The sequence below is a fragment of the Costertonia aggregata genome (assembly GCF_013402795.1).
GTDB classification, from domain to species: Bacteria; Bacteroidota; Bacteroidia; order Flavobacteriales; family Flavobacteriaceae; genus Costertonia; species Costertonia aggregata.
The window spans coordinates 3028592-3047818 of sequence record NZ_CP058595.1; the positions used below are offsets into that span (position 1 = coordinate 3028592).

Annotated in this window: 14 protein-coding genes; 7 read left to right on the forward strand and 7 right to left on the reverse strand. The window is 39.9% G+C overall.

The window, feature by feature from the left end; all coding sequences use genetic code 11:
* Positions 1 to 28: 28 nt before the first annotated feature.
* The 5 genes from HYG79_RS13920 to HYG79_RS13940 all read right to left on the reverse strand — a co-directional run bounded on the left by HYG79_RS13920 (position 29) and on the right by HYG79_RS13940 (position 7703).
* Positions 29 to 1696 (reverse strand): hypothetical protein, encoded by a 1668-nt coding sequence (locus HYG79_RS13920; protein WP_179242677.1) that lies wholly within the window; start codon positions 1694 to 1696, stop codon positions 29 to 31.
* Between the two features lie 220 nt (positions 1697 to 1916).
* Complete coding sequence (locus HYG79_RS13925; RefSeq protein WP_179242678.1) at positions 1917 to 3782, reverse strand: tetratricopeptide repeat protein; 1866 nt, start codon at positions 3780 to 3782, stop codon at positions 1917 to 1919.
* 127 nt (positions 3783 to 3909) lie between these two features.
* Positions 3910 to 5481: a thiol-activated cytolysin family protein gene (locus HYG79_RS13930; RefSeq protein ID WP_179242679.1), complete on the reverse strand. Its 1572-nt coding sequence runs from the start codon at positions 5479 to 5481 to the stop codon at positions 3910 to 3912.
* 27 nt (positions 5482 to 5508) lie between these two features.
* Positions 5509 to 5883 (reverse strand): hypothetical protein, encoded by a 375-nt coding sequence (locus tag HYG79_RS13935; protein WP_179242680.1) that lies wholly within the window; start codon positions 5881 to 5883, stop codon positions 5509 to 5511.
* Between the two features lie 224 nt (positions 5884 to 6107).
* Positions 6108 to 7703 (reverse strand): tetratricopeptide repeat protein, encoded by a 1596-nt coding sequence (locus HYG79_RS13940; protein ID WP_179242681.1) that lies wholly within the window; start codon positions 7701 to 7703, stop codon positions 6108 to 6110.
* A gap of 455 nt (positions 7704 to 8158) precedes the next feature.
* On the opposite strand from HYG79_RS13940, the gene guaA reads away from it, so the two are divergent.
* Genes guaA through HYG79_RS13960 form a run of 4 tightly spaced genes read left to right on the forward strand, consistent with a single transcriptional unit; the run spans position 8159 to position 12804 of the window.
* Positions 8159 to 9688, forward strand: a complete 1530-nt coding sequence (guaA, locus tag HYG79_RS13945) for a glutamine-hydrolyzing GMP synthase (protein WP_179242682.1) — start codon at positions 8159 to 8161, stop codon at positions 9686 to 9688.
* Position 9689: 1 nt separating this feature from the next.
* Complete coding sequence (locus HYG79_RS13950) at positions 9690 to 11867, forward strand: LysM peptidoglycan-binding domain-containing protein (protein ID WP_179242683.1); 2178 nt, start codon at positions 9690 to 9692, stop codon at positions 11865 to 11867.
* Between the two features lie 5 nt (positions 11868 to 11872).
* The gene (locus HYG79_RS13955; protein ID WP_179242684.1) at positions 11873 to 12277 is read left to right on the forward strand and encodes an OsmC family protein; all 405 of its coding nucleotides are present in this window, start codon (positions 11873 to 11875) and stop codon (positions 12275 to 12277) included.
* Positions 12274 to 12804, forward strand: coding sequence for a DUF922 domain-containing protein (locus HYG79_RS13960; RefSeq protein WP_228027874.1), 531 nt, complete (start codon positions 12274 to 12276; stop codon positions 12802 to 12804). Before HYG79_RS13955 ends, HYG79_RS13960 begins: the two co-directional genes overlap by 4 nt.
* On the opposite strand, the gene HYG79_RS13965 is transcribed toward HYG79_RS13960, so the two are convergent.
* Positions 12801 to 13667 carry a hydroxypyruvate isomerase family protein gene (locus tag HYG79_RS13965; protein ID WP_179242686.1) on the reverse strand — a complete coding sequence of 289 codons (867 nt, stop codon included), beginning with the start codon at positions 13665 to 13667 and terminating at the stop codon, positions 12801 to 12803. The genes HYG79_RS13960 and HYG79_RS13965 overlap by 4 nt on opposite strands.
* 49 nt (positions 13668 to 13716) lie before the next feature.
* Between HYG79_RS13965 and HYG79_RS13970 the strand changes: the two genes are divergently transcribed.
* Entirely contained in the window at positions 13717 to 13956 is a 240-nt protein-coding gene (locus HYG79_RS13970; protein ID WP_179242687.1) for a DUF3820 family protein, read from the forward strand.
* A 63-nt stretch (positions 13957 to 14019) separates the two neighbouring features.
* Here HYG79_RS13970 and HYG79_RS13975 read toward each other — a convergent pair whose 3' ends face one another.
* Complete coding sequence (locus HYG79_RS13975; protein WP_179242688.1) at positions 14020 to 15306, reverse strand: hypothetical protein; 1287 nt, start codon at positions 15304 to 15306, stop codon at positions 14020 to 14022.
* 248 nt (positions 15307 to 15554) lie between these two features.
* Here HYG79_RS13975 and HYG79_RS13980 point away from each other — a divergent pair, with 248 nt between their 5' ends.
* Positions 15555 to 17192 (forward strand): CTP synthase, encoded by a 1638-nt coding sequence (locus tag HYG79_RS13980; RefSeq protein ID WP_179242689.1) that lies wholly within the window; start codon positions 15555 to 15557, stop codon positions 17190 to 17192.
* A 55-nt stretch (positions 17193 to 17247) separates the two neighbouring features.
* Positions 17248 to 19098, forward strand: coding sequence for a membrane protein insertase YidC (gene yidC / locus HYG79_RS13985; RefSeq protein WP_179242690.1), 1851 nt, complete (start codon positions 17248 to 17250; stop codon positions 19096 to 19098).
* Positions 19099 to 19227 lie beyond the last annotated feature (129 nt).

Sequence of the window (19227 nt, forward strand, 5' to 3'; positions counted from 1 at the left end):
TTTCACATAAGGTCAATTCAACTCATTATTATCCACAATTAGCTTCTACATCCTGAACTTCGCTTTTAGCACTAAGCACCTTGCCCAACGTCAGCGTTCCTTTTATCGTAATATCGATAAAATCGCTACCAACTTGAAGAACTACACCGGAGAAACGACTGAACTGTAGTTGCGAACGCAACTCTTCCCCTGAGAGCGGATTACCTGATTCGGTAGCCCGTAGTCTAAAGCGCTGTACAAATTGTACTTTGGTATCGTCATATATCTGGGCGACATCATATACCAAAGAAGCACTACCTGGGGGTACGGTAACGGTTCGTTGAAAAAATATAGTTTCACTTTCGGTCTCTGTGAAACTTTCTATTTCCTTGGATCCTTCCGTTACACCCACGCTAAGTGAGGCGGTAGCAGTTACGGATGCATCATATTTTGCTTTTGCTCCAAAAAAACCAGCCTCAAACTCGGTACCCACGGTCATTGAAACGCTAGCTGTACCCGTTGTGGTCAATGAAGTGCTTTCTTCCCAACTGACGGTCTCGGAAATTTCAACTGACTTGTCATTTCCTACGGTTTGCGATAGTTCTCCCGTACCACAGTTGGTCAAGGTGCTATTGGCACCAAAATCGGTACCAGGGGCGGATAGGACAGGGGCTAGAAAAGTAGTTCCTATATCTTCTGCGATCCATTCCAAGTTGCTTGAAATAATACGCATTGAAACCACATCGTATGCAGGGTTATCATCCACAACAAATCCAATGCCGCTTCTAACCCGTACGACTCTTTCCTCAGCTTTTGAAACAATATTGTAGACCCCTTCGGAAACCTTTCGGATAATGAATTTGTAATTATCAACATTGGGTCTGGCAAGTACATCATCAAAGTTGTCAAAAAGTGATAATCTTGGCGCATCAACGATTTGCCCCTGAATGTTAAGGCCATTGGCCACAGAGAAAAACCGTCCGTCTGATTGTATTTTGATGGCATAGGTGTTCGGTTCATCAGGAAAAGGAACAAAATTGAAGACGAAATCAGGTTCTTGCTCAATACCCGAAAATGTAGGGTTCGAAGTCCGTGTCATGATATTGCTAAATCCGGTACTTCTATTCACCCGTAGCGCACTTGCCAAAGGTTGCCCGTTACTGTTGACGTTTTGCATATAATACGAGGTATCTTCTTTAAGCGCAATAGTGCTAGCAGCTTCAGTTTCTTCTAAATCTGTAACATTCAACTCCTGTGGTGTAGGGTTAGATCTGAAAACAACGATGGACAGCGTATTGGAAATAATCATCACGCCATCACTATCTGTAATAGCTATGGTGACAGCAACCCCATCTTCCAGTTCTTTCAACGCTTCCTCGGTCAATTCTTCGACATTTATACGCACTTGACCCATAAAGGTTATGGGGTCAATGTCGACCGTTTGTGAATAGTCGCCAAGTGTAGCTTCAACAGAAATATCAGCTGTAGTGGGAATATAGCCCTTTTTGGCAATGTTTCTAGCATTAATGACCATACCCAATTCGCCTGCAAACTTTTCAAAGTCATCTCCTGTTATTTGACCATCGGAGACAACTATTTCCTCATTATCAACGGGTGGTTCGCTGGTGTCTCCGTTATCTTTGTTGCAAGAAACAGGATAGATTAGAAGCCCTAAAAACAATACTAAACTCCAAATAAAATGTTTTTGATTTTTCATCACTTTAATTTTTGTGGTTAAATTTTTCTAATGTCTTATGTGGCCTGAACGGACAAGGTCTGCAGCCCTATACCGAGCAGGTAACCACAAAAAACGATTGTTGTATTTGACAACACCACAAACCTAGAGGTAAGGCTCTTAGGAATAAAAAAAAGAGGGGAGACAAATGGTATACTTACCGCAAAATAATTGCGGAGGCATTGAATTCACTAGGATGAAATTAGATGCTCAAAACAGCGTTCTCCAACGAGTCACCCGTAGAAAGGTTCATTTTTTTTCGTAAACGTTGCCTTGCTTTTTTGATTCCCGGGATAGAAATGTTCAAAATATTGGCAATTTCTTTAGAAGAAAGGTTCATTTTCAACAAGGCCATCAAGCGAAGTTCATTTGGCGTAACTTCGGGATATTTTTTGGCTACATTACTGTTAAAGTCTTTATGGACTTCCTCAAAATAGCGTGCAAAATTTTCCCAATTATTGTCGTCTTGCAGATCAAAATTAATGGAGGTAATCAATTGCTGGTACCCATTGGTGGAGGCTTCTTTCTCTTTGAGTTCTTTTGCCTTTTGTTTTAAGTTTTCGAGGGTTTCGTTCTTTTTGGCCAAGTGCAGGGCTTGTGTGGTCAATTCTTTTTTCTTGAAGGCCAATTGGGTAGCTACTTTTTCGCGCTCCAGTTTATTGCGCTTCATTTTTTGGCGGATGCCGTAAAAACCAAACCCGAAAACCAAGAGGGACAGCCCTAGGCCCGAACCCAATAACCATTTCTGAAGCGAACTTACTTTGTCCCGTTCTTCCAACAGCTCTATCTCGGTCTCTTGCTTGGCAATTTGCTGTTCTTTCTTTTCAGTATCGTATATCGTTTTTAACTCTAGGGTTGCTTTGGAATACCCGACAGAGAAAATAGAATCGTTTATAATCTTGTTTTGTTTGAAGGAGGTAAGGGATGCTTCATATTCACCAAGTTTTTCAAGAGCCAAAGATTTTTCAAAATACGCTGATTCAAGCGTTTCATTGTTCTGCGCATAGATGGCCCGTTCAATACTTCTATCAAAAAAGTCCAATGATTTTCTGAACCTTTTTTTTCTCGAATGTGACCTCCCAATATTTAGAAGAACCTCCGCCTCGTTGTTTGGAACACTTATTTTTACCCACATATCATATGCCCTTGTTAAAAACGCTATGGCTTCATTATAGTTTTTTCGCCCTATTTCAAGTTTCCCCAAGTTTTGATATACTCTGGCAATATTAGCCGTATAATCGAGCTTTTTGGATATGGATAAGGATTCTTCCAGATTGGTTTCCGCTTCTTTAAAGTTCTCCATTTCGATTTGTGAAAACGCGATATAATTAAGGGCCTGCGCAGCTAATTGTTCGCTTGCAGCTTTATTGAAGTATAAAATGGATTCTTTCAGAATTTCAATGGCTTTTGCATGGTCTGATGTATTTTGATGAATTAGGCCGATTTGGAACAGTCCTTCTCCAACTCTTAAGTCGTCCTTTAGCCTTCTATGAATTTTTAGACCGTTATAGGACTCTATAAGACCAATTTTATTGAAACCGCTGCTAAGAGCAATACTTCCTTTAATCAAATAAGCATTGGCCAAATGTAAACTGTCATCATATTTTTGAAAGACTTGTATGTTTTCGTCCATAATCTGGGAGGCACTTTCCAAATTACCCTGATAGTTATCCAGAATACCGACATTATGCCTAGCTATAGCGGCCCGTAAGGTGTCTCCGGTTTTTAAAGAGGTATTGACGGAACTCACCAAATTAATCCGTGCAGAATCAATTTTCCCAAGACGGTAAAAGTAGTTGGCCTTTTGAGTAAAGAGTTTGGCAATTCCTTTTTTATTTGGTGATGTTCGATAAATAGCATTGGCTTTTTCAATGTATTCTAGTGTCCTTTTTTGGTCATTGTACATCGTCAGGTCAGAGAGTTCTAGATATCTTCTAGCTTTTATGGTGTCTACCGATGTTGTATTGATAATTTTTAAAATACTGTCAATCTTTTCTTGTAGTTCTTGGGCTTGTATTGATTGGATAAAGAATAAACATAGAAAAGAAAGGATTATATAGTGTTTCATAGCAGTTGATTGGCCTTCTAAAAATAAGGAATTAAACCAAACTTCCTGCAAAAGAAGTATTTAGAAAGCAAAAGCCCCGGAGGGACTCCCCGGGGCTTTTTGTTTTTTCAAACTAAAAATCAATAAGCTATTGTACCCGTTCAAAACGAAATTTTGCGTCCACCAGTCCACTAAAGCTTATATTTATGTACAAGGGAGGTTCGCCTAATTTTATTTCGTGCAAATAAACATTTCGGGAAGCACTGCCAAAGTCATCGTCACAATCGAAAGGGCAGCCCAGATCAGCTTCCATCATGTCGCCATATACCCGAATATAGTCATTTGCATAATCGGGTCTGTAGAATTCGGTTCTAGCGCTTTTGCCCACATTTTTCGTAGCACCCTTTCCCAACTTAAAGGTATTGTCCCTTTTGTACCTCCAAAATGTCGTAGAGTTCACTACGGTTCTGGCCTGGTACATTTGTCCACTGATAATACCATACAATTCTGCGCGAGGATTTCCATCGTCTTCGCACCCATCGCAACTAAGGCTGATCAAGGTAACGTTATAGACCGGATATGCCACATCACATTCGCGAACGGCATATTCCGAAGCCAAAACAACCCTTGCTATGGGTGTCCCTTGTTTTAAGTAACGCAATTTATAGGACAAAGGAGCCCCGGGTGATTCTTTAGAATAGTTACCCCCTTCTGTTATATAATTATAAACATCCTTAGGGCCATTGACCACTTGGGCCGCGTCACTACCAGAGCCGCCAATGACCAAGGCTTTAACGCTTGATTCATCAATCGTCTTTTGGTATTCGGCATCTATGCTTCCGTCGCCTGAGGCAAATGAGGCACTGAACGCCGCGTCGATTTCTGTTTTTGTTGAATTCGATTCTATCGTGTAGATGATCATCCGTCCATAGGTGACCGTGGCTACATATACTGGACTGGTACTTCCCAAGGCATTCAAATCTGGTGTATCCGTAAACAGATCACTGGGATTTTGAGGAGGGTCCATGTCAATGGTATAGTATACTTGAAAGTACTTCAAAACATATTTGTACCTATACGTTGAATTGGTAAAATTAAAAGAGGCCGATACCTTTGCCGCTGCAGATCTATAATTCGCTCCAATGGCCAGATTTAACTGTTCCTTGGTATATACCTCAGAAATTTCAAAATTGATTCTCGCTGGGGTCGCTCCTGTGACTTCCTGATCCAATATAGATTTTACTTCTTCTCGAACAGTGGATAATTTGGGGTCTGTGACTTTAACAACAGGACTGCCATTAATATTGGTCAGTGAGGCCGAAAGGGTTATTGCCGCCCGATCGGCAACAATAGGAATGTATTCGCCTGTTGGGATTGACTCTCCCTTTAGAATAGCCCCAGGGAAAATCACATCGGTCGAAGGGTCCAAAGCCAGCATGTCATTAAAACCGGGAGCATGCTTGTAGTAGGTTGTAAAACATTCCAAAGAAGGTTCTTCATCGTCCCGTGCTGGAGGGTCCTCATCCAGAATATCTGGCTCACTTACCTCCTCGGGTTGATTGAACGAGGGTAGGCTAGCCATTAAGGCATTAAAATTTTCGGCCTTTTTCCCACTAAGGGGTTCGGTAATGTCCGAGACATCCTCCTTACTACATCCCACTGGGATCAAAAGCAGGATCGTTATTAAAAAACTACTGAGTATTTTGATATAAGTTTTCATACAATTGGATTTAAAAAGTGAAAAATTCTAGTAGGCAATATTGAATTCTTGACAAGTCATTAGGTCAATCGTTCGCTCAGGTAGTGTTTGGTTTCTAACAATGCAGGTCCCCTCACCACAGGTGGAAGTATCCAAAAGAGCATAAATGATTCTTTGCCCGGCCAATATATCACTGTTCGCACTTTCTCCAGGCCTAATGTTCAAATCGCCGGGAATGTTGCCCGACCTTGGTTCTTGGTCAAAGAATATTTTGAGGATACCCGTAAATCTCGAATTTTCGATAATTAGAGTACCGGTGTTTTTAGCTTCACAAGACATTGTTTCATCATCCTTGCTGCAGGAAGAAAAAAGCAGAAGACCTGTAATGGATACAAATAATAAGGTGAATTTTGAAGTTGTCATAATCGTTTTGTTTTGTGGTTGAACTTCTTTTTTCGTTTTGTGTGACCTGCCCGGTAACAGTCTGCAGCCCTTGGCCGAGCAAGACCACAAAACGGTTGTCAATTAATGACACCACAAACCTAAAGCCTTGATTTTGAGTAATGAAAAAATGAAGGTGGACAAGAGGTGGACACCTTAAAAATAAATATGGGACAAGGGGTGGACAGCTTCGAGAGCGCCAATACTTAAAGGGATAACACTAAATCTTGTAAAGAGTCTTCTGTAGTGATATTAAGTTTTTTACGAAGCCGATATCGTGCTTTCTTAATTCCCTCTGAAGAAATATTTAAGATATTGGCAATCTCTTTGGAGGACAAATTCATCTTTAAAAGGGCCAATAAACGAAGTTCATTTGAAGTTATCTGAGGGTATTTTGCCTTTACGGTGCTATTAAAGTCTTTATGGACTTCCTCGAAATAGCGGGAAAAGTTTTTCCAATTATTATCATCTTGAAGGTCAAAATTGATTGATTGTATCAATTGATTGTATCCGATTGTTGTATTCTCTTTTTCTTTTAGTTCTTGCGCTTTGGACTTAAGGTTTTCAAGGGTTTCATTTTTACGGGCAAGGTTCAAGGCATGCGTAGTCAATTCTTTCTTTTTAAAGTCCAGTTCAGCATCAACTTTTTCTTTTTCGAGTTTGTTGCGTTTCATTTTTTGGCGAATGGCATAAAAACCGATTAATGATAGCAAAAGACCAATGCCCAATAATAATTTCTGAAGGTTACTAATAGACGCTTTTTGTTCCAATACCATAATCTCTTTGTCCTGTAGGGCAATTTTTTGTTCTTTTTTTTCAGTATCGTGAATAGCACGTAACTCCTCTATTTGTTTGGATTTTGTGATGTTAAACATGCTATCCTTAAAGATGACGAATTGTTTATGATCTTTTAGAGCCGTTTCATAATTTCCCAATTTGGAATGAATCGCCGATCTTTCTTGATATCCTGAGGAAATTAGACCAAGAACGCTGACGCTGTCGGCCAAATCAAGCGCTTGATTTATATGGGCAAGCCCTTGCTTTGGTTTATTCATTTTGTTTTTAGTGATACCTTTAAGTAGTAGCGCTTGTGAAAGCTTTGCTTTATCACCAACTGAGGTTAAAAGGCTAATACTCTCTTCTAAATTTACTAGCGATGAGTTATAATCACCTTTTTGAATATACAAACCTGCAATTGCCATTAAAGCAATACCAGAGGATGCAGGTTCATTTAGCTTTTGAAAAATGGCCAAACTTTGCTCTAATGAGCTTATTGCTGAATCTTTTTGTTTTAAACCTCCATATATTAAACCTAGATCATTTAAAGTTGCGGCTTCATAGAATTTATCGTTTTTATCTCTATAAATTTGAAGCGCTTCCAGATCATATTCCAAGGCCTTGGAAAAATTTTTCTGAGCGCGTTCAATTGAAGAAAGAACAGATAAGGCATCTGCTTTTCGGATGGGATCATTAAATTTTTCGATGATTCGTAGCCCTTTTAAGACATCATTGAGTGCCATTTTAAAATTGCCTTTTTGCATTTGCCAATCTCCACGTAGGGAATAAGCTTTCCCAATTTGGAATAGGGACGATGAATCTTTGACTTTTGTTTTGTAGTTAGCAATGTATTTTTCAAGTATTTTCAATGCTTCATCAAGATTGCCCAAACCACTTTGATTTATGGCCATCATGTAAATCACACTGTTTTCTCCTCTGAAATCATTCAATGATTTATAAAGGCTTTCGGCTTTTTTTAAATGATAAAAAGAAGAATCAGGTTTGCCATAATTATAAAAATACACTCCTTTATGGAAGTTAGCATCTGCCAGGCCCTTTTTGAAATCTAGTTTTTTTGAAAGCTTAAGTTCTTCATCGGCAGAAGAAAAAGCCATTTTTGGGTTATTGTAAATGGTTTCATGAAAAATGTTGCCGAGTGTAATAACTCTTACTGTATCTGATTTATGTGTGTCAAGAATTTTGCGAAGACTATCCAGTTTCTGATTTTGCTGGGCACAGAGCAGGGGAGATATGACACAAACGAACAAAAACCAGCATACAAGTTTAGTTTTCATATAGGTTTGGTTTCCTTAAAGGTACATTTTTTTACCCGTAATAGCGGTAGAGTCGATAATAAGGCTGAAAGTTATTTCCGAAGCTGTTTTGAATCAGTGGTAATAAGTATTTTTTTTGTTAAAAACCTATCACAAATATCCCGAAAGATTACTTTCTGAAAATTTTCAATTTGCTATTTTTGCCCATGCAAAACAACGTCCTTATTCTAGATTTTGGTTCTCAGTATACACAGCTCATCGCCAGACGGGTTCGGGAACTGAATATTTTCTGTGAAATAAAGCCTTTTAACAAATTACCGCAAGACCTTTCGAGTTACAAGGCGGTTATACTTTCGGGCTCACCGTTCTCGGTGCGTGCAGAAGATGCCCCTCATACGGACCTTTCTCGAATAAAAGGGAAAAAACCGTTACTTGGTGTTTGCTATGGGGCACAATATCTCGCCCATTTCAATGGCGGTAATGTAGAGAAGTCCAATACGAGGGAGTATGGTAGGGCGAATTTATCCACAGTAAAAGAAAGTCCATTTCTAAAAAATATTGGCTCGGGGAGCCAAGTTTGGATGAGCCATGCGGATACCATAAAAAAACTACCGGAAAATACCACGCTTTTGGCCAGTACACACGACGTTGAAAATGCGGCTTTTAAGTTTAATGGAGAAGAGACCTACGGAATACAATTTCACCCAGAAGTGTATCATTCTACAGATGGTAAACAATTATTGGAGAATTTTTTAGTTCATATATCAGGGGTTGAACAAACTTGGACGCCCGACGCTTTCGTAGAGACTACAGTTTCAGCACTGAAGGAGAAAATCGGTAACGATAAAGTAATCTTGGGCTTGTCCGGAGGGGTTGATTCTACCGTTGCTGCCGTTTTGCTCCACAAAGCGATCGGCAAACATCTACACTGTATTTTCGTAAATAACGGTCTTTTGCGAAAAAACGAGTTTGTTGATGTTTTGAAAAAGTACGAGGGTATGGGGCTCAACGTAAGAGGTGTTGATGCTTCGGCACGTTTTTTGGATGCTTTGGCAGGAGAAAGCGACCCCGAAAAAAAGCGAAAGATTATAGGGCGTGTTTTTATTGAAGTTTTTGATGATGAAGCACATAGGGTAGAAAACGCCAAATGGTTGGCCCAGGGCACAATTTATCCGGATGTCATAGAGTCGGTCTCGGCAACCGGTGGCCCATCGGCGACCATCAAAAGTCATCATAATGTGGGTGGCCTACCGGATTTTATGAAATTAAAGGTAGTGGAACCCTTAAAAATGTTATTTAAAGATGAAGTGCGTAGAGTAGGGGCTAGTATGAATGTTGGTGATGAACGCTTGGGTAGGCATCCTTTTCCAGGACCGGGGTTGGCCATAAGAATTTTAGGGGATATTACTCCGGAAAAAGTGAATATCCTACAGGAAGTCGACCATATTTTTATACAGGGTTTACGCGATTGGGGGCTTTACGATAAGGTTTGGCAGGCTGGAGCTATGCTCTTGCCCGTAAATAGTGTAGGTGTAATGGGCGACGAGCGCACTTATGAAAAATGTGTAGCTTTACGTGCCGTTGAAAGTACCGACGGTATGACGGCAGACTGGGTAAATCTACCCTATGAATTTTTGCAAAAAACATCAAATGATATCATAAACAAAGTGCCAGGTGTAAATAGGGTAGTGTACGATATAAGTTCCAAACCACCGGCAACCATTGAATGGGAATAATATGAACAATACAATTTTGAAGTGTCTTTTTTCCGGATTATTTATGCTGTTCTTAGGCTTTGGTGCCAACGCTCAGGAGTTTGCCACACATCCGGTAAAAAAAGGGGAAACTATACAGGGAATCGCTAAAAAATACAATCTTGGCATTGCCGAGATTTTATCCTATAACAAAGAGGTAAAAGCTGATGAAACCTTAAAACCGAATACTATTTTGGTTATTCCCCTGAAAAGGGAAAACCCAACAAATGCATCATCTGCCGGTGCACCAGATGTGGCAGCCCTTTTGAAAAGTATACAGCAAGACTCGTTGGTAAAAAGAAAACCCATTGGTTTTACCTCGCACAAGGTCAGGAAAAGAGAAACGCTGTACGGTATAGCAAAACGTTACAACGTAACACAGGATGAGCTTAAAAAATACAATAAAGAACTCTACGCAAGCCAGCTCAGAAAAAAGATGATTTTGCGTATACCCAAATATAAGGGGGCTGGAGAGGGCGATGCTATTCTAGACCCCAATGATTATGAAAAATACGTAGTGGCTCCGAAAGAGACCCGTTGGAGTATCGCACACAAATACGGCATTACCATAGATAGTTTGGTGACCCTCAATCCCCAACTACCCAAAAACACAACATATTTGGCCGAAGGTCAAGAACTGTTGATGCCCAAAATGAAAGGAGCTTCGATAAAACAACAAGATGTGCAGCTCTACACATCCTACACCGTACCCCCAAAACAGAATTTTTATAGATTGGAACAGGAGTTTGGTGTAAAGGCCGATGAGATAGTACGCCTAAACCCAGAGATAACCCAAAGGGGAGGTCTTGAAGAGGGTATGGTAATTCGCATTCCCAAAAAGAAAGTGGATGTAGGGGAAATCAATACGGACAATTATATTTTTTACGAGGTAAAGCCCAAGCAAAATGAATTTAGGTTGACCCGCAAATTCGGTATGACCTGGGCAGAACTTACCGATTTGAACCCCGACTTGGCACAGGGATTAAAAGCTGGCATGATTCTTAAGCTCCCAAAAGATAAAGTGGGGGATTTTGAAGTGAAAAATTCCCTTGTTCTTGATAAAATCAATCTATTGGACAGTATCAATACGGTTAACCGTCCAAAGTTAATTTTCATGCTTCCCTTTCGTTTGGATAAAATAGATGTGAACAGTAAATCCGGGGCAAGAAAAATAATTCAGCGTAGAAATGACGTCAAGCTGAGTTTAGGTCTTTATACAGGTGCTATGGTAGCTTTGGATTCTATCAGCAAACTGGGCATTTCCGTTGATGTTAAAACCTATGACAATCAATTGGACATCAATAAAACCAGGGAAATATTACGTAAAGAAAGATTAAATGACGTTAGTGCCATTGTCGGCCCTTTGGATGCGGAATCCTTGAAAGAAGTTGCGGTACAGGCCGCTTCGTTTGAAGTCCCGGTCATGGCACCGATCACTTCCGATAGCGATATTAGTTTAAAAAACGTTTATTTTTCTATCCCTACCGATGTTAAACTTCGTGAAAGACTATTTTCCTATATAGATAGTACTAGGGTAGACCAGAACATTATAATTGTTTCCGACGATAAGCACAAACCTGCTCAAGAAGCCATTATGGGCAAGTATCCCGATGCAAAGACCATAGCCATTAAACAGGATGAAAAAAATATTTCGATGAACATTAACAGGTTCACGGCCCTTCTCACTAAAAACAAAGAAAATTGGGTGTTTTTGGAAACCGATAACTTTAAAATGGTATCCAGTGTTATATCCATATTAAATTCAAACAATACGGATGACACCAAAATACGTCTGTTCACGACCGACAAAAACAAAGCATTTGACAACGAGGTCATTTCATTATCACACTTATCAAACCTACAGTTTACATATCCGTCGGTTTATAAAGAAACAGTGAACGATTCATTTAAAAGGGCGTATAGGAACAAATTTGGTAGCGACCCGGACAAATATGCCACCAGGGGATTTGATATGACCTTTGATTTATTACTGAAACTGGCCTATAAGAACAACTTATACCAAGCTTCCAAAATTGTTGGGCTAACCGAGTATACGGGAAACAAATTCAATTACGCAAAAGATTATTCATCTGGCTTTTTTAATACGGCATCCTATATAATGATGTACGATGCCATGCGTATCAAAGAAGTAAAACTATAAGCTATATGACATCAAAAGTCACTTATACCGGAAGCCTGAGAACAACTTGTACACATCTGCGTTCGGGTAACGAGTTTATTACCGATGCCCCAATTGACAATAGCGGTCTGGGCGAAGCTTTTTCACCTACTGATACCGTTGCAACAGGATTGGCCAGTTGTATGTTGACCGTTATGGGTATAAAAGCAAATAGTCTAGAGGTAGATTTAAAAGATTCGGTTGCCGAGGTTACCAAGCATATGGCATCTGACCCAAGGCGAATTTCAAAAATAGAAATAAAATTCACCCTACCTTCGGACATTTCCCCAAAGCATAGAAAAATACTGGAAAATACAGCAAATACTTGTCCGGTACACTACAGCTTGCATCCAGATATTGAAAAAACAATATCCTATAATTGGGAACTTTGAAAACCAGGTTCTTTTTTATTTTTTTAATATGGACCTTTTTTGGTTTTTCCCAAGAGAAGGAGGTTTTATGGAATTCAAAAAAAAGGTTGAGTTGGAAGGATTTTAAAGCAGCCCCACCAAAGAACGCCAGGGCTGCAGCGACCACGGCCAGTGGTATTACCTACGAGTTTTCCTCAACGCATAAAGGTGCCGAGGTATTGGTAGAATATGAAATAAGTACGTTTTTTTACCCCTATAAATCTTGGTATCAACCCAATTTGGCCAACGATATCATTTTAAGCCATGAGCAACTACATTTTGATATTTCAGAACTTTTTGCCCGTAAAATGCGGAAAGAAATGTCCCGGACCAAATTCACCGAGAATGTAAAGTCAGAGGTGAGGGGTATTTATCGGCGTATATTGAAAGAACTGAAGGATTTTCAAAACATGTATGATGATGACACCAATTTTTCTAGAAATACCGAGAATCAATTGCTATGGAACAAAAGAATAGCCGAAGCGTTGCAAAGACAAGAACAGTATTAAACATCACAAGTCAAAAACCCATGTTTCAACGCTTCTATTTTGTCGTCCCAAGTTGGTATAAATTCCTGTGCTAGATATCCTTCAAAACCGGTAGCGATAATTGCTTTAATGATCGCAGGATAATTAAGTTCTTGGGTCTCGTCAATTTCATGTCTTCCCGGAACGCCAGCGGTGTGGTAATGTCCAAAATATTCATGGTTGTTTTGTATGGAGCGTATGATGTCACCTTCCTGTATCTGCATATGGTATATGTCAAACAACAATTTAAAGTTGTCCGAACCTAGTTTTTGGCACAGTTCTATGCCCCAAGCAGAGGTGTCGCACATATAATCGGCATGGTCGATTTGGTTGAAGAGTTCCATTTGAATTACGACACCGTGCTTTTCTGCCATGGGCATTATTTTTTTGAGCCCGTCAACACAATTTTGCATCCCTACTTGGTCGTTCATCCCTCTTCGGTTACCACTAAAACAAATGAGGTTGGTATAACCTGCCTTTGCTACTTTAGGTATCATTTCGGAATAGCTTTTTACGAGAGTTTGATGGTATTTTGGGTCGTTCCAACCCTCGGTAAGGGTTATTTCGGCACCATTGCACATAGAACAATGTATGTCATATTTCTTAAGTAAAGGCCAACCTTCGGGCCCTATCAAATCTATCGCCCTAATACCCAAACTATTAAGCGTTTTCAAAAAATCTTCTAAAGGTATGTCCCCAAAACACCATTGGCAAACGCTGTGTTTTATGTTATTTTTTAACTGAAATTTTTTGCTCAGTTCTTTTTTTGTGTTGCCTTCCGCTTTACATGCCAATAGCCCTGCCGAAACCGTTGCAGTGGTCGTGATAAACTTTCTTCTTTTCATTTGTGGTGTATTTTGAGAAATCTAAAGATATAATTTATAGATTTATAAAGTGGAGATACAGCCCAACAAAGAAAAACTTATAGAATTGGCACATTACAAAATGCCATTTGGTAAATTCAAAGGCAGTTATCTGGTAAACTTGCCCGAGCCCTATTTGGTCTGGTTTAAAAATAAAGGCTTCCCACAAGGAAAGTTGGGCACTATGCTTCAAACAATGTATGAAATAAAGATAAATGGATTGGAGCCCCTGATCCATAAGATTCAAAAAGATTATCCCGCTGTAAGATAGATTAAAAAGGTCAAGGTCGGCGTAGTACGCCGACCTTGACCTTTTACACGGGGCTTTTTGCTATTATCTACTAAAAGTTAGGGTTAACGTTCCCGTTACATCAAGATTTACACCACCTGCAAAAATTGGTTGGTCAATATCTTTCTCTAAAACCATAGAGGTATCGGTCAGTTCAATTATACGATAGGAGCCATTTGAATTTTCATCTCCGCTAACAAGCAATTCATCATCATCATTGATTATTTGCCAGTTCCCATTGTTTAATGGACTTGGAACCACGGTTACGTCTGAATAATCGTTCCCGAACAAGGAGAAATTGATAACATTGGTGTATTCTCCCATACCCGTTAGCTCATTTGGGTTTTCGGTAAACGTTACGCTGGCGTTTTCATTTTCCGAAGTTGAGCTGTAGGCAAAAGAAACGGTCTGCCCTTCGAACAAGGTCGAAGCTTGCCCGTTTGATATCGTGGCATCGGTCAGGGACCAAATGCCAACTATGGCTGATACTTCACCTTGTTCGGGGGTTAAGGGATCAGTACCGTTATTAATTTCATCTATATTACTGATGCCATCTGAATCACAATCGGCATTTTTCCATTCCGTACTACTTTCTAGAGTTTGGCTATTGATAAATAGGGAACAAAAATCATTTGGATCGGTGGTGTCTGTATTTTCTTTACCATCAGTAACACCATCTCCATCGGTATCGGGTTTGAGTGGATCGGTACCATCGGACTTTTCTTGACCGTCGTTAGCGCCGTCACTATCGGAATCTTCTTGAAAAATATCTGTGCCATCCTGTATTTCTACAGCATTTGTAATACCGTCAGAATCACAATCCGCACTATTCCATGTGCTATCTGGTGTAAGGTTTTGACTTTCCAAAAGTAAAGAACAATTGTCCAAGGCATCGGTTTCGTCCCTTACTTCGTCCCCATCGTTTACACCATCTCCATCGGTATCTGCTTTTAAGGTGTCAGATTCAGCATCTACTTCATCTTTGTTCGTAACCCCATCAGAATCACAATCCCCGTCTTTCCATTCTTGGCTACTATCCAAAGTTTGGCTTTCCAGTACAAAAGAGCAAATATCCAAGGGGTTTGTAGAATCGGATTTTTCCGTACCGTCAATAACGCCATCTCCATCGGTATCAGGTTTGTTGGGGTCCGTACCATCAGCTGTTTCGTCATCATCCGAAACTCCGTCGTTGTCGGTATCGGTATCGTCAGTACCTTCATCGTCTGAAGATTGCTCGCTAAAAATTTCATTAAAAACGTCACTGTTGTCAGCGCAAGATGCTAGTATTAAAACTGTAAAAAGTAATAGGGTTAAAAATTTGGTAATTTTCATTTGTACCTGGGTTGTAGTGTTCAATTTTGATAATATACGAGGCTTTATTGGTTTTAGATGTTTTTAATCGGTAATTAAGTGCCTTTGGTCGATTAAGCAATATTATATAATTTCAGCATGGATGCCTTTAAGTGAATTTTATATAATCTATAAGCTTGCATTTTAAATTCATTGTAATTTATACACTACAGTCCCTTGATTCTTGCAGCAATTTGTATCTTTGTGTCCCGTAACAAAGAAATCTTATCATGTCACAGACAAAATATATATTCGTTACGGGGGGCGTTACTTCATCTCTTGGCAAAGGCATTATTGCAGCATCTTTGGCCAAATTACTTCAGGCCAGAGGGTATAAAACAACCATTCAAAAATTAGATCCCTACATAAATGTGGATCCAGGTACTTTAAACCCTTATGAGCATGGGGAATGTTACGTGACCGATGATGGCGCGGAAACCGATTTGGATTTGGGCCATTACGAACGCTTTTTGAACGTAGCTACCTCACAGGCCAATAACGTGACTACGGGTAGAATATACCAAAGTGTTATCGAAAAAGAGCGTAGAGGTGAGTTTTTGGGTAAAACGGTACAGGTTGTACCGCATATCACCAATGAGATAAAGGAACGTGTTCAATTATTGGGGAAAAGCGGTGATTACGATATTGTAATTACCGAAATTGGGGGAACTGTTGGCGATATTGAATCCTTACCTTACATTGAGGCGGTGCGACAGTTACTTTGGGAACTGGGTGATAATAACGGGATAGTCATTCACCTGACTTTGGTTCCCTACCTATCCGCGGCCGGTGAGTTGAAAACAAAACCTACGCAACATTCCGTTAAAACCTTAATGGAAAGTGGTATCAAGGCAGACATATTGGTCTGTAGGACAGAGCATCAAATCTCAACCGAGATAAAGGATAAATTGGCATTGTTTTGCAATGTTAAGCGTGAAGCCGTAATTCAGTCCATTGATGCGTCTACAATATATGACGTGCCCATTTTGATGCAGCAAGAAGGTTTGGATAGCGTGGTATTGAAAAAATTGCTGCTTTCCGATGAAAACACACCAGATCTAACACAATGGAAAGAGTTCTTGAACAGACACAAGAATCCAAAAAATGAAGTGACCATTGGTCTCGTGGGAAAGTATGTTGAGCTTCAGGATTCGTACAAATCAATTTTAGAATCTTTTATTCACGCGGGTGCCGCAAATGAAGTAAAGGTAAACGTACGATCTATTCATTCCGAGTATATAACCCAGGCAAACTTTGATGAAAAAATGAAGGGTTTGGATGGTATTTTGGTTGCTCCAGGTTTTGGGGAGCGTGGTGTGGAAGGTAAAATAAAAGCAGTGCAATATGCTAGGCAAAATGGGATTCCTTTTTTGGGAATCTGTTTGGGTATGCAGATGGCGGTCATTGAATATGCCAGAAATGTATTGGGGCTGACCGATGCGAATTCAACCGAGATGAACGGTAACAGTGTAGATCCTGTAATAAACCTAATGGAAGAGCAAAAAACCATTACCAACAAAGGGGGTACCATGCGGCTTGGAGCATGGGACTGCGAACTACGGGAAAATAGCCTTGCCCAAAAAGTGTACAATGGCAAAACCGCTATATCCGAAAGGCATCGCCATAGGTACGAGTTCAATAACGAATACAGGGAAAGATTGGAATCGAAAGGTCTATCGGCATCTGGCACCAATACCAAAACCGGACTTGTCGAGATCGTAGAATTGCCTTCGCACCCCTGGTTCATTGGTGTGCAATACCATCCTGAATACAAAAGTACCGTGGCCGATCCACATCCTCTTTTCGTGGGCTTTGTCAAGGCTGCACTAACGCATAAAAAACAACAATCCAATGCCAGTTTGGCATAAAGTGCACAATTGGGCATATATTTGCTGACTTAAAACCAAACTATAGTTTATTTAGATGGAAGAAAAGAAGCTTGATATTAACTCTATTATCGGTTTTGTACTCATTTTTGGTATACTGATATTTATGTTTTATCAAAACCAACCTACACCGGAAGAGATTGAAGCGCAAAAAGCCAAACAGGAACAAATAGATGCCGAGGCTGCCAAAGCATCTGAATCTACACAAAAAGAAGAAGTCGCAACGCCTGTAATCAACTTGCAGGATTCCACGGCGGTGGCCAACTACAAAAGCACGATCGGTGCTTTTGGTTTTACCGTACCGTCCGAGGGTAACACGGTTCTTGAAAACGATTTGGTATACTTGGAGATAAGCAATAAAGGCGGGCAGATAGTAGAGGCAAAAATGAAAAAGTTCGTCACCTATGACTCGGTTCCCGTGTATTTGGTGAAAGATGGCAATGCCTCTTTTGATCTTCGATTTTCTACAAATGATAATCGCGTGTTAGGTTCAAAGGATTTGTTTTTTGAACCAGCCGTGAGCAACAACGGTAATAATCAAGTGCTTTCAATGAAAGCCAAGATTTCTCCCAACCAGTTTTTGGAGTATCGTTATGAAATGAGACCAAATGATTATTTGGTTGATTTCACGATTCGTTCCCAGGGTTTGAACGGTGTCCTAAACGCTAATCAGCCGATAAGCTTAGAATGGAAACTCAAAGGTATTCGCCACAACAAAAGCGTACAATACGAGAATAGGTATACACGGCTTACATACAAATATGAGGATGATAAAATAAGCAAATTGTCCGAAGGTAGTGATGACGATGAAATTGAGGAAAACGTCAAATGGCTATCGTATCGCCAACATTTTTTTAGTTCTATTTTAGCATCAAAAACACCTTTTGAAAAGGCTGAATTAATTTCTAAAAACCTTGTCGAAGACGAGGATAAGGGTACAAAATTTACCAAGGAATACTATTCCAAAATGCCCCTTATCTTAAACGGCGGCGAATTGGTCCAGAACATGCACTGGTACTACGGCCCAACGGATGTTGCCGTTTTGGATGAGTACAAAGAACTGGGACTGGCAGATTCCATTCCCTTTGGTTGGGGAATATTCGGATGGATCAATAGGTACGTGTTCACACCGGCCTATACCTTTTTAAGCTCCTTTTTACCTTACGGTATTGCAATTGTTGTTATGACCATACTGGTACGCTTACTAATGTCACCGGTTACTTATAAATCGTACTTATCCCAAGCGAAAATGAAGGTTCTAAAGCCAGAAATTACAGAATTGGGTGAGAAGTATAAGGACAATGCGATGAAAAAGCAGCAAGAAACCATGAAGCTGTACAATAAGGCAGGAGTAAGCCCAATGAGTGGTTGTCTCCCTGCCGTATTACAGATGCCCATATTCTATGCGCTTTTCATGTTTTTTCCGACCTCCTTCGCATTGCGACAAAAACCATTTTTATGGGCTGAGGATTTATCTTCTTACGATGTGGTTGCGGAGCTTCCGTTCAATATCCCTTTTTATGGTGATCACATCAGCTTATTTCCGATACTTGCCTCGGTCGCCATATTCTTTTATATGATGATGACCACGGGACAAAATATGCCTTCACAACCAGGCATGCCCAATATGAAGTTTATCATGTACCTATCGCCACTTATCATGCTCATATTCTTTAATAATTATGCAAGTGGATTGAGTTTGTATTATTTTGTATCCAACTTGATTACCATAGGCATCATGTTGGTCATCAAGAATTTTATTATAGATAATGATAAGATTCATGCTAAAATACAAGAGAACAAACAAAAACCTAAAAAGGAAAACAAGTTTCAACGTAAGATGCGGGAGATGATGGAGCAAGCAGAAGCACAAAAAAAGAGTAAATAAAATACATAACGTAGAGCCAAATAAAAAAGCTCCCTTTTATAGAGGGAGCTTTTTAGCATTAAGTAGGTTTAGTTTGATAAGATTTGGGACTGTAAATATGCCACTTTAACGTCCCTTAAAAAACAAATA

Bases quoted from the DNA above. Each gene is read 5' to 3' on its own strand.
- HYG79_RS13975 (WP_179242688.1), bottom strand. From the start codon at position 15,306: ATGAAAATTACCAAATTTTTAACCCTATTACTTTTTACAGTTTTAATA.
- guaA (WP_179242682.1), top strand. From the start codon at position 8,159: ATGCAAAACAACGTCCTTATTCTAGATTTTGGTTCTCAGTATACACAG.
- HYG79_RS13925 (WP_179242678.1), bottom strand. From the start codon at position 3,782: ATGAAACACTATATAATCCTTTCTTTTCTATGTTTATTCTTTATCCAA.
- HYG79_RS13930 (WP_179242679.1), bottom strand. From the start codon at position 5,481: ATGAAAACTTATATCAAAATACTCAGTAGTTTTTTAATAACGATCCTG.
- HYG79_RS13950 (WP_179242683.1), top strand. From the start codon at position 9,690: ATGAACAATACAATTTTGAAGTGTCTTTTTTCCGGATTATTTATGCTG.
- HYG79_RS13980 (WP_179242689.1), top strand. From the start codon at position 15,555: ATGTCACAGACAAAATATATATTCGTTACGGGGGGCGTTACTTCATCT.
- yidC (WP_179242690.1), top strand. From the start codon at position 17,248: ATGGAAGAAAAGAAGCTTGATATTAACTCTATTATCGGTTTTGTACTC.
- HYG79_RS13965 (WP_179242686.1), bottom strand. From the start codon at position 13,667: ATGAAAAGAAGAAAGTTTATCACGACCACTGCAACGGTTTCGGCAGGG.
- HYG79_RS13935 (WP_179242680.1), bottom strand. From the start codon at position 5,883: ATGACAACTTCAAAATTCACCTTATTATTTGTATCCATTACAGGTCTT.
- HYG79_RS13955 (WP_179242684.1), top strand. From the start codon at position 11,873: ATGACATCAAAAGTCACTTATACCGGAAGCCTGAGAACAACTTGTACA.
- HYG79_RS13920 (WP_179242677.1), bottom strand. From the start codon at position 1,696: ATGAAAAATCAAAAACATTTTATTTGGAGTTTAGTATTGTTTTTAGGG.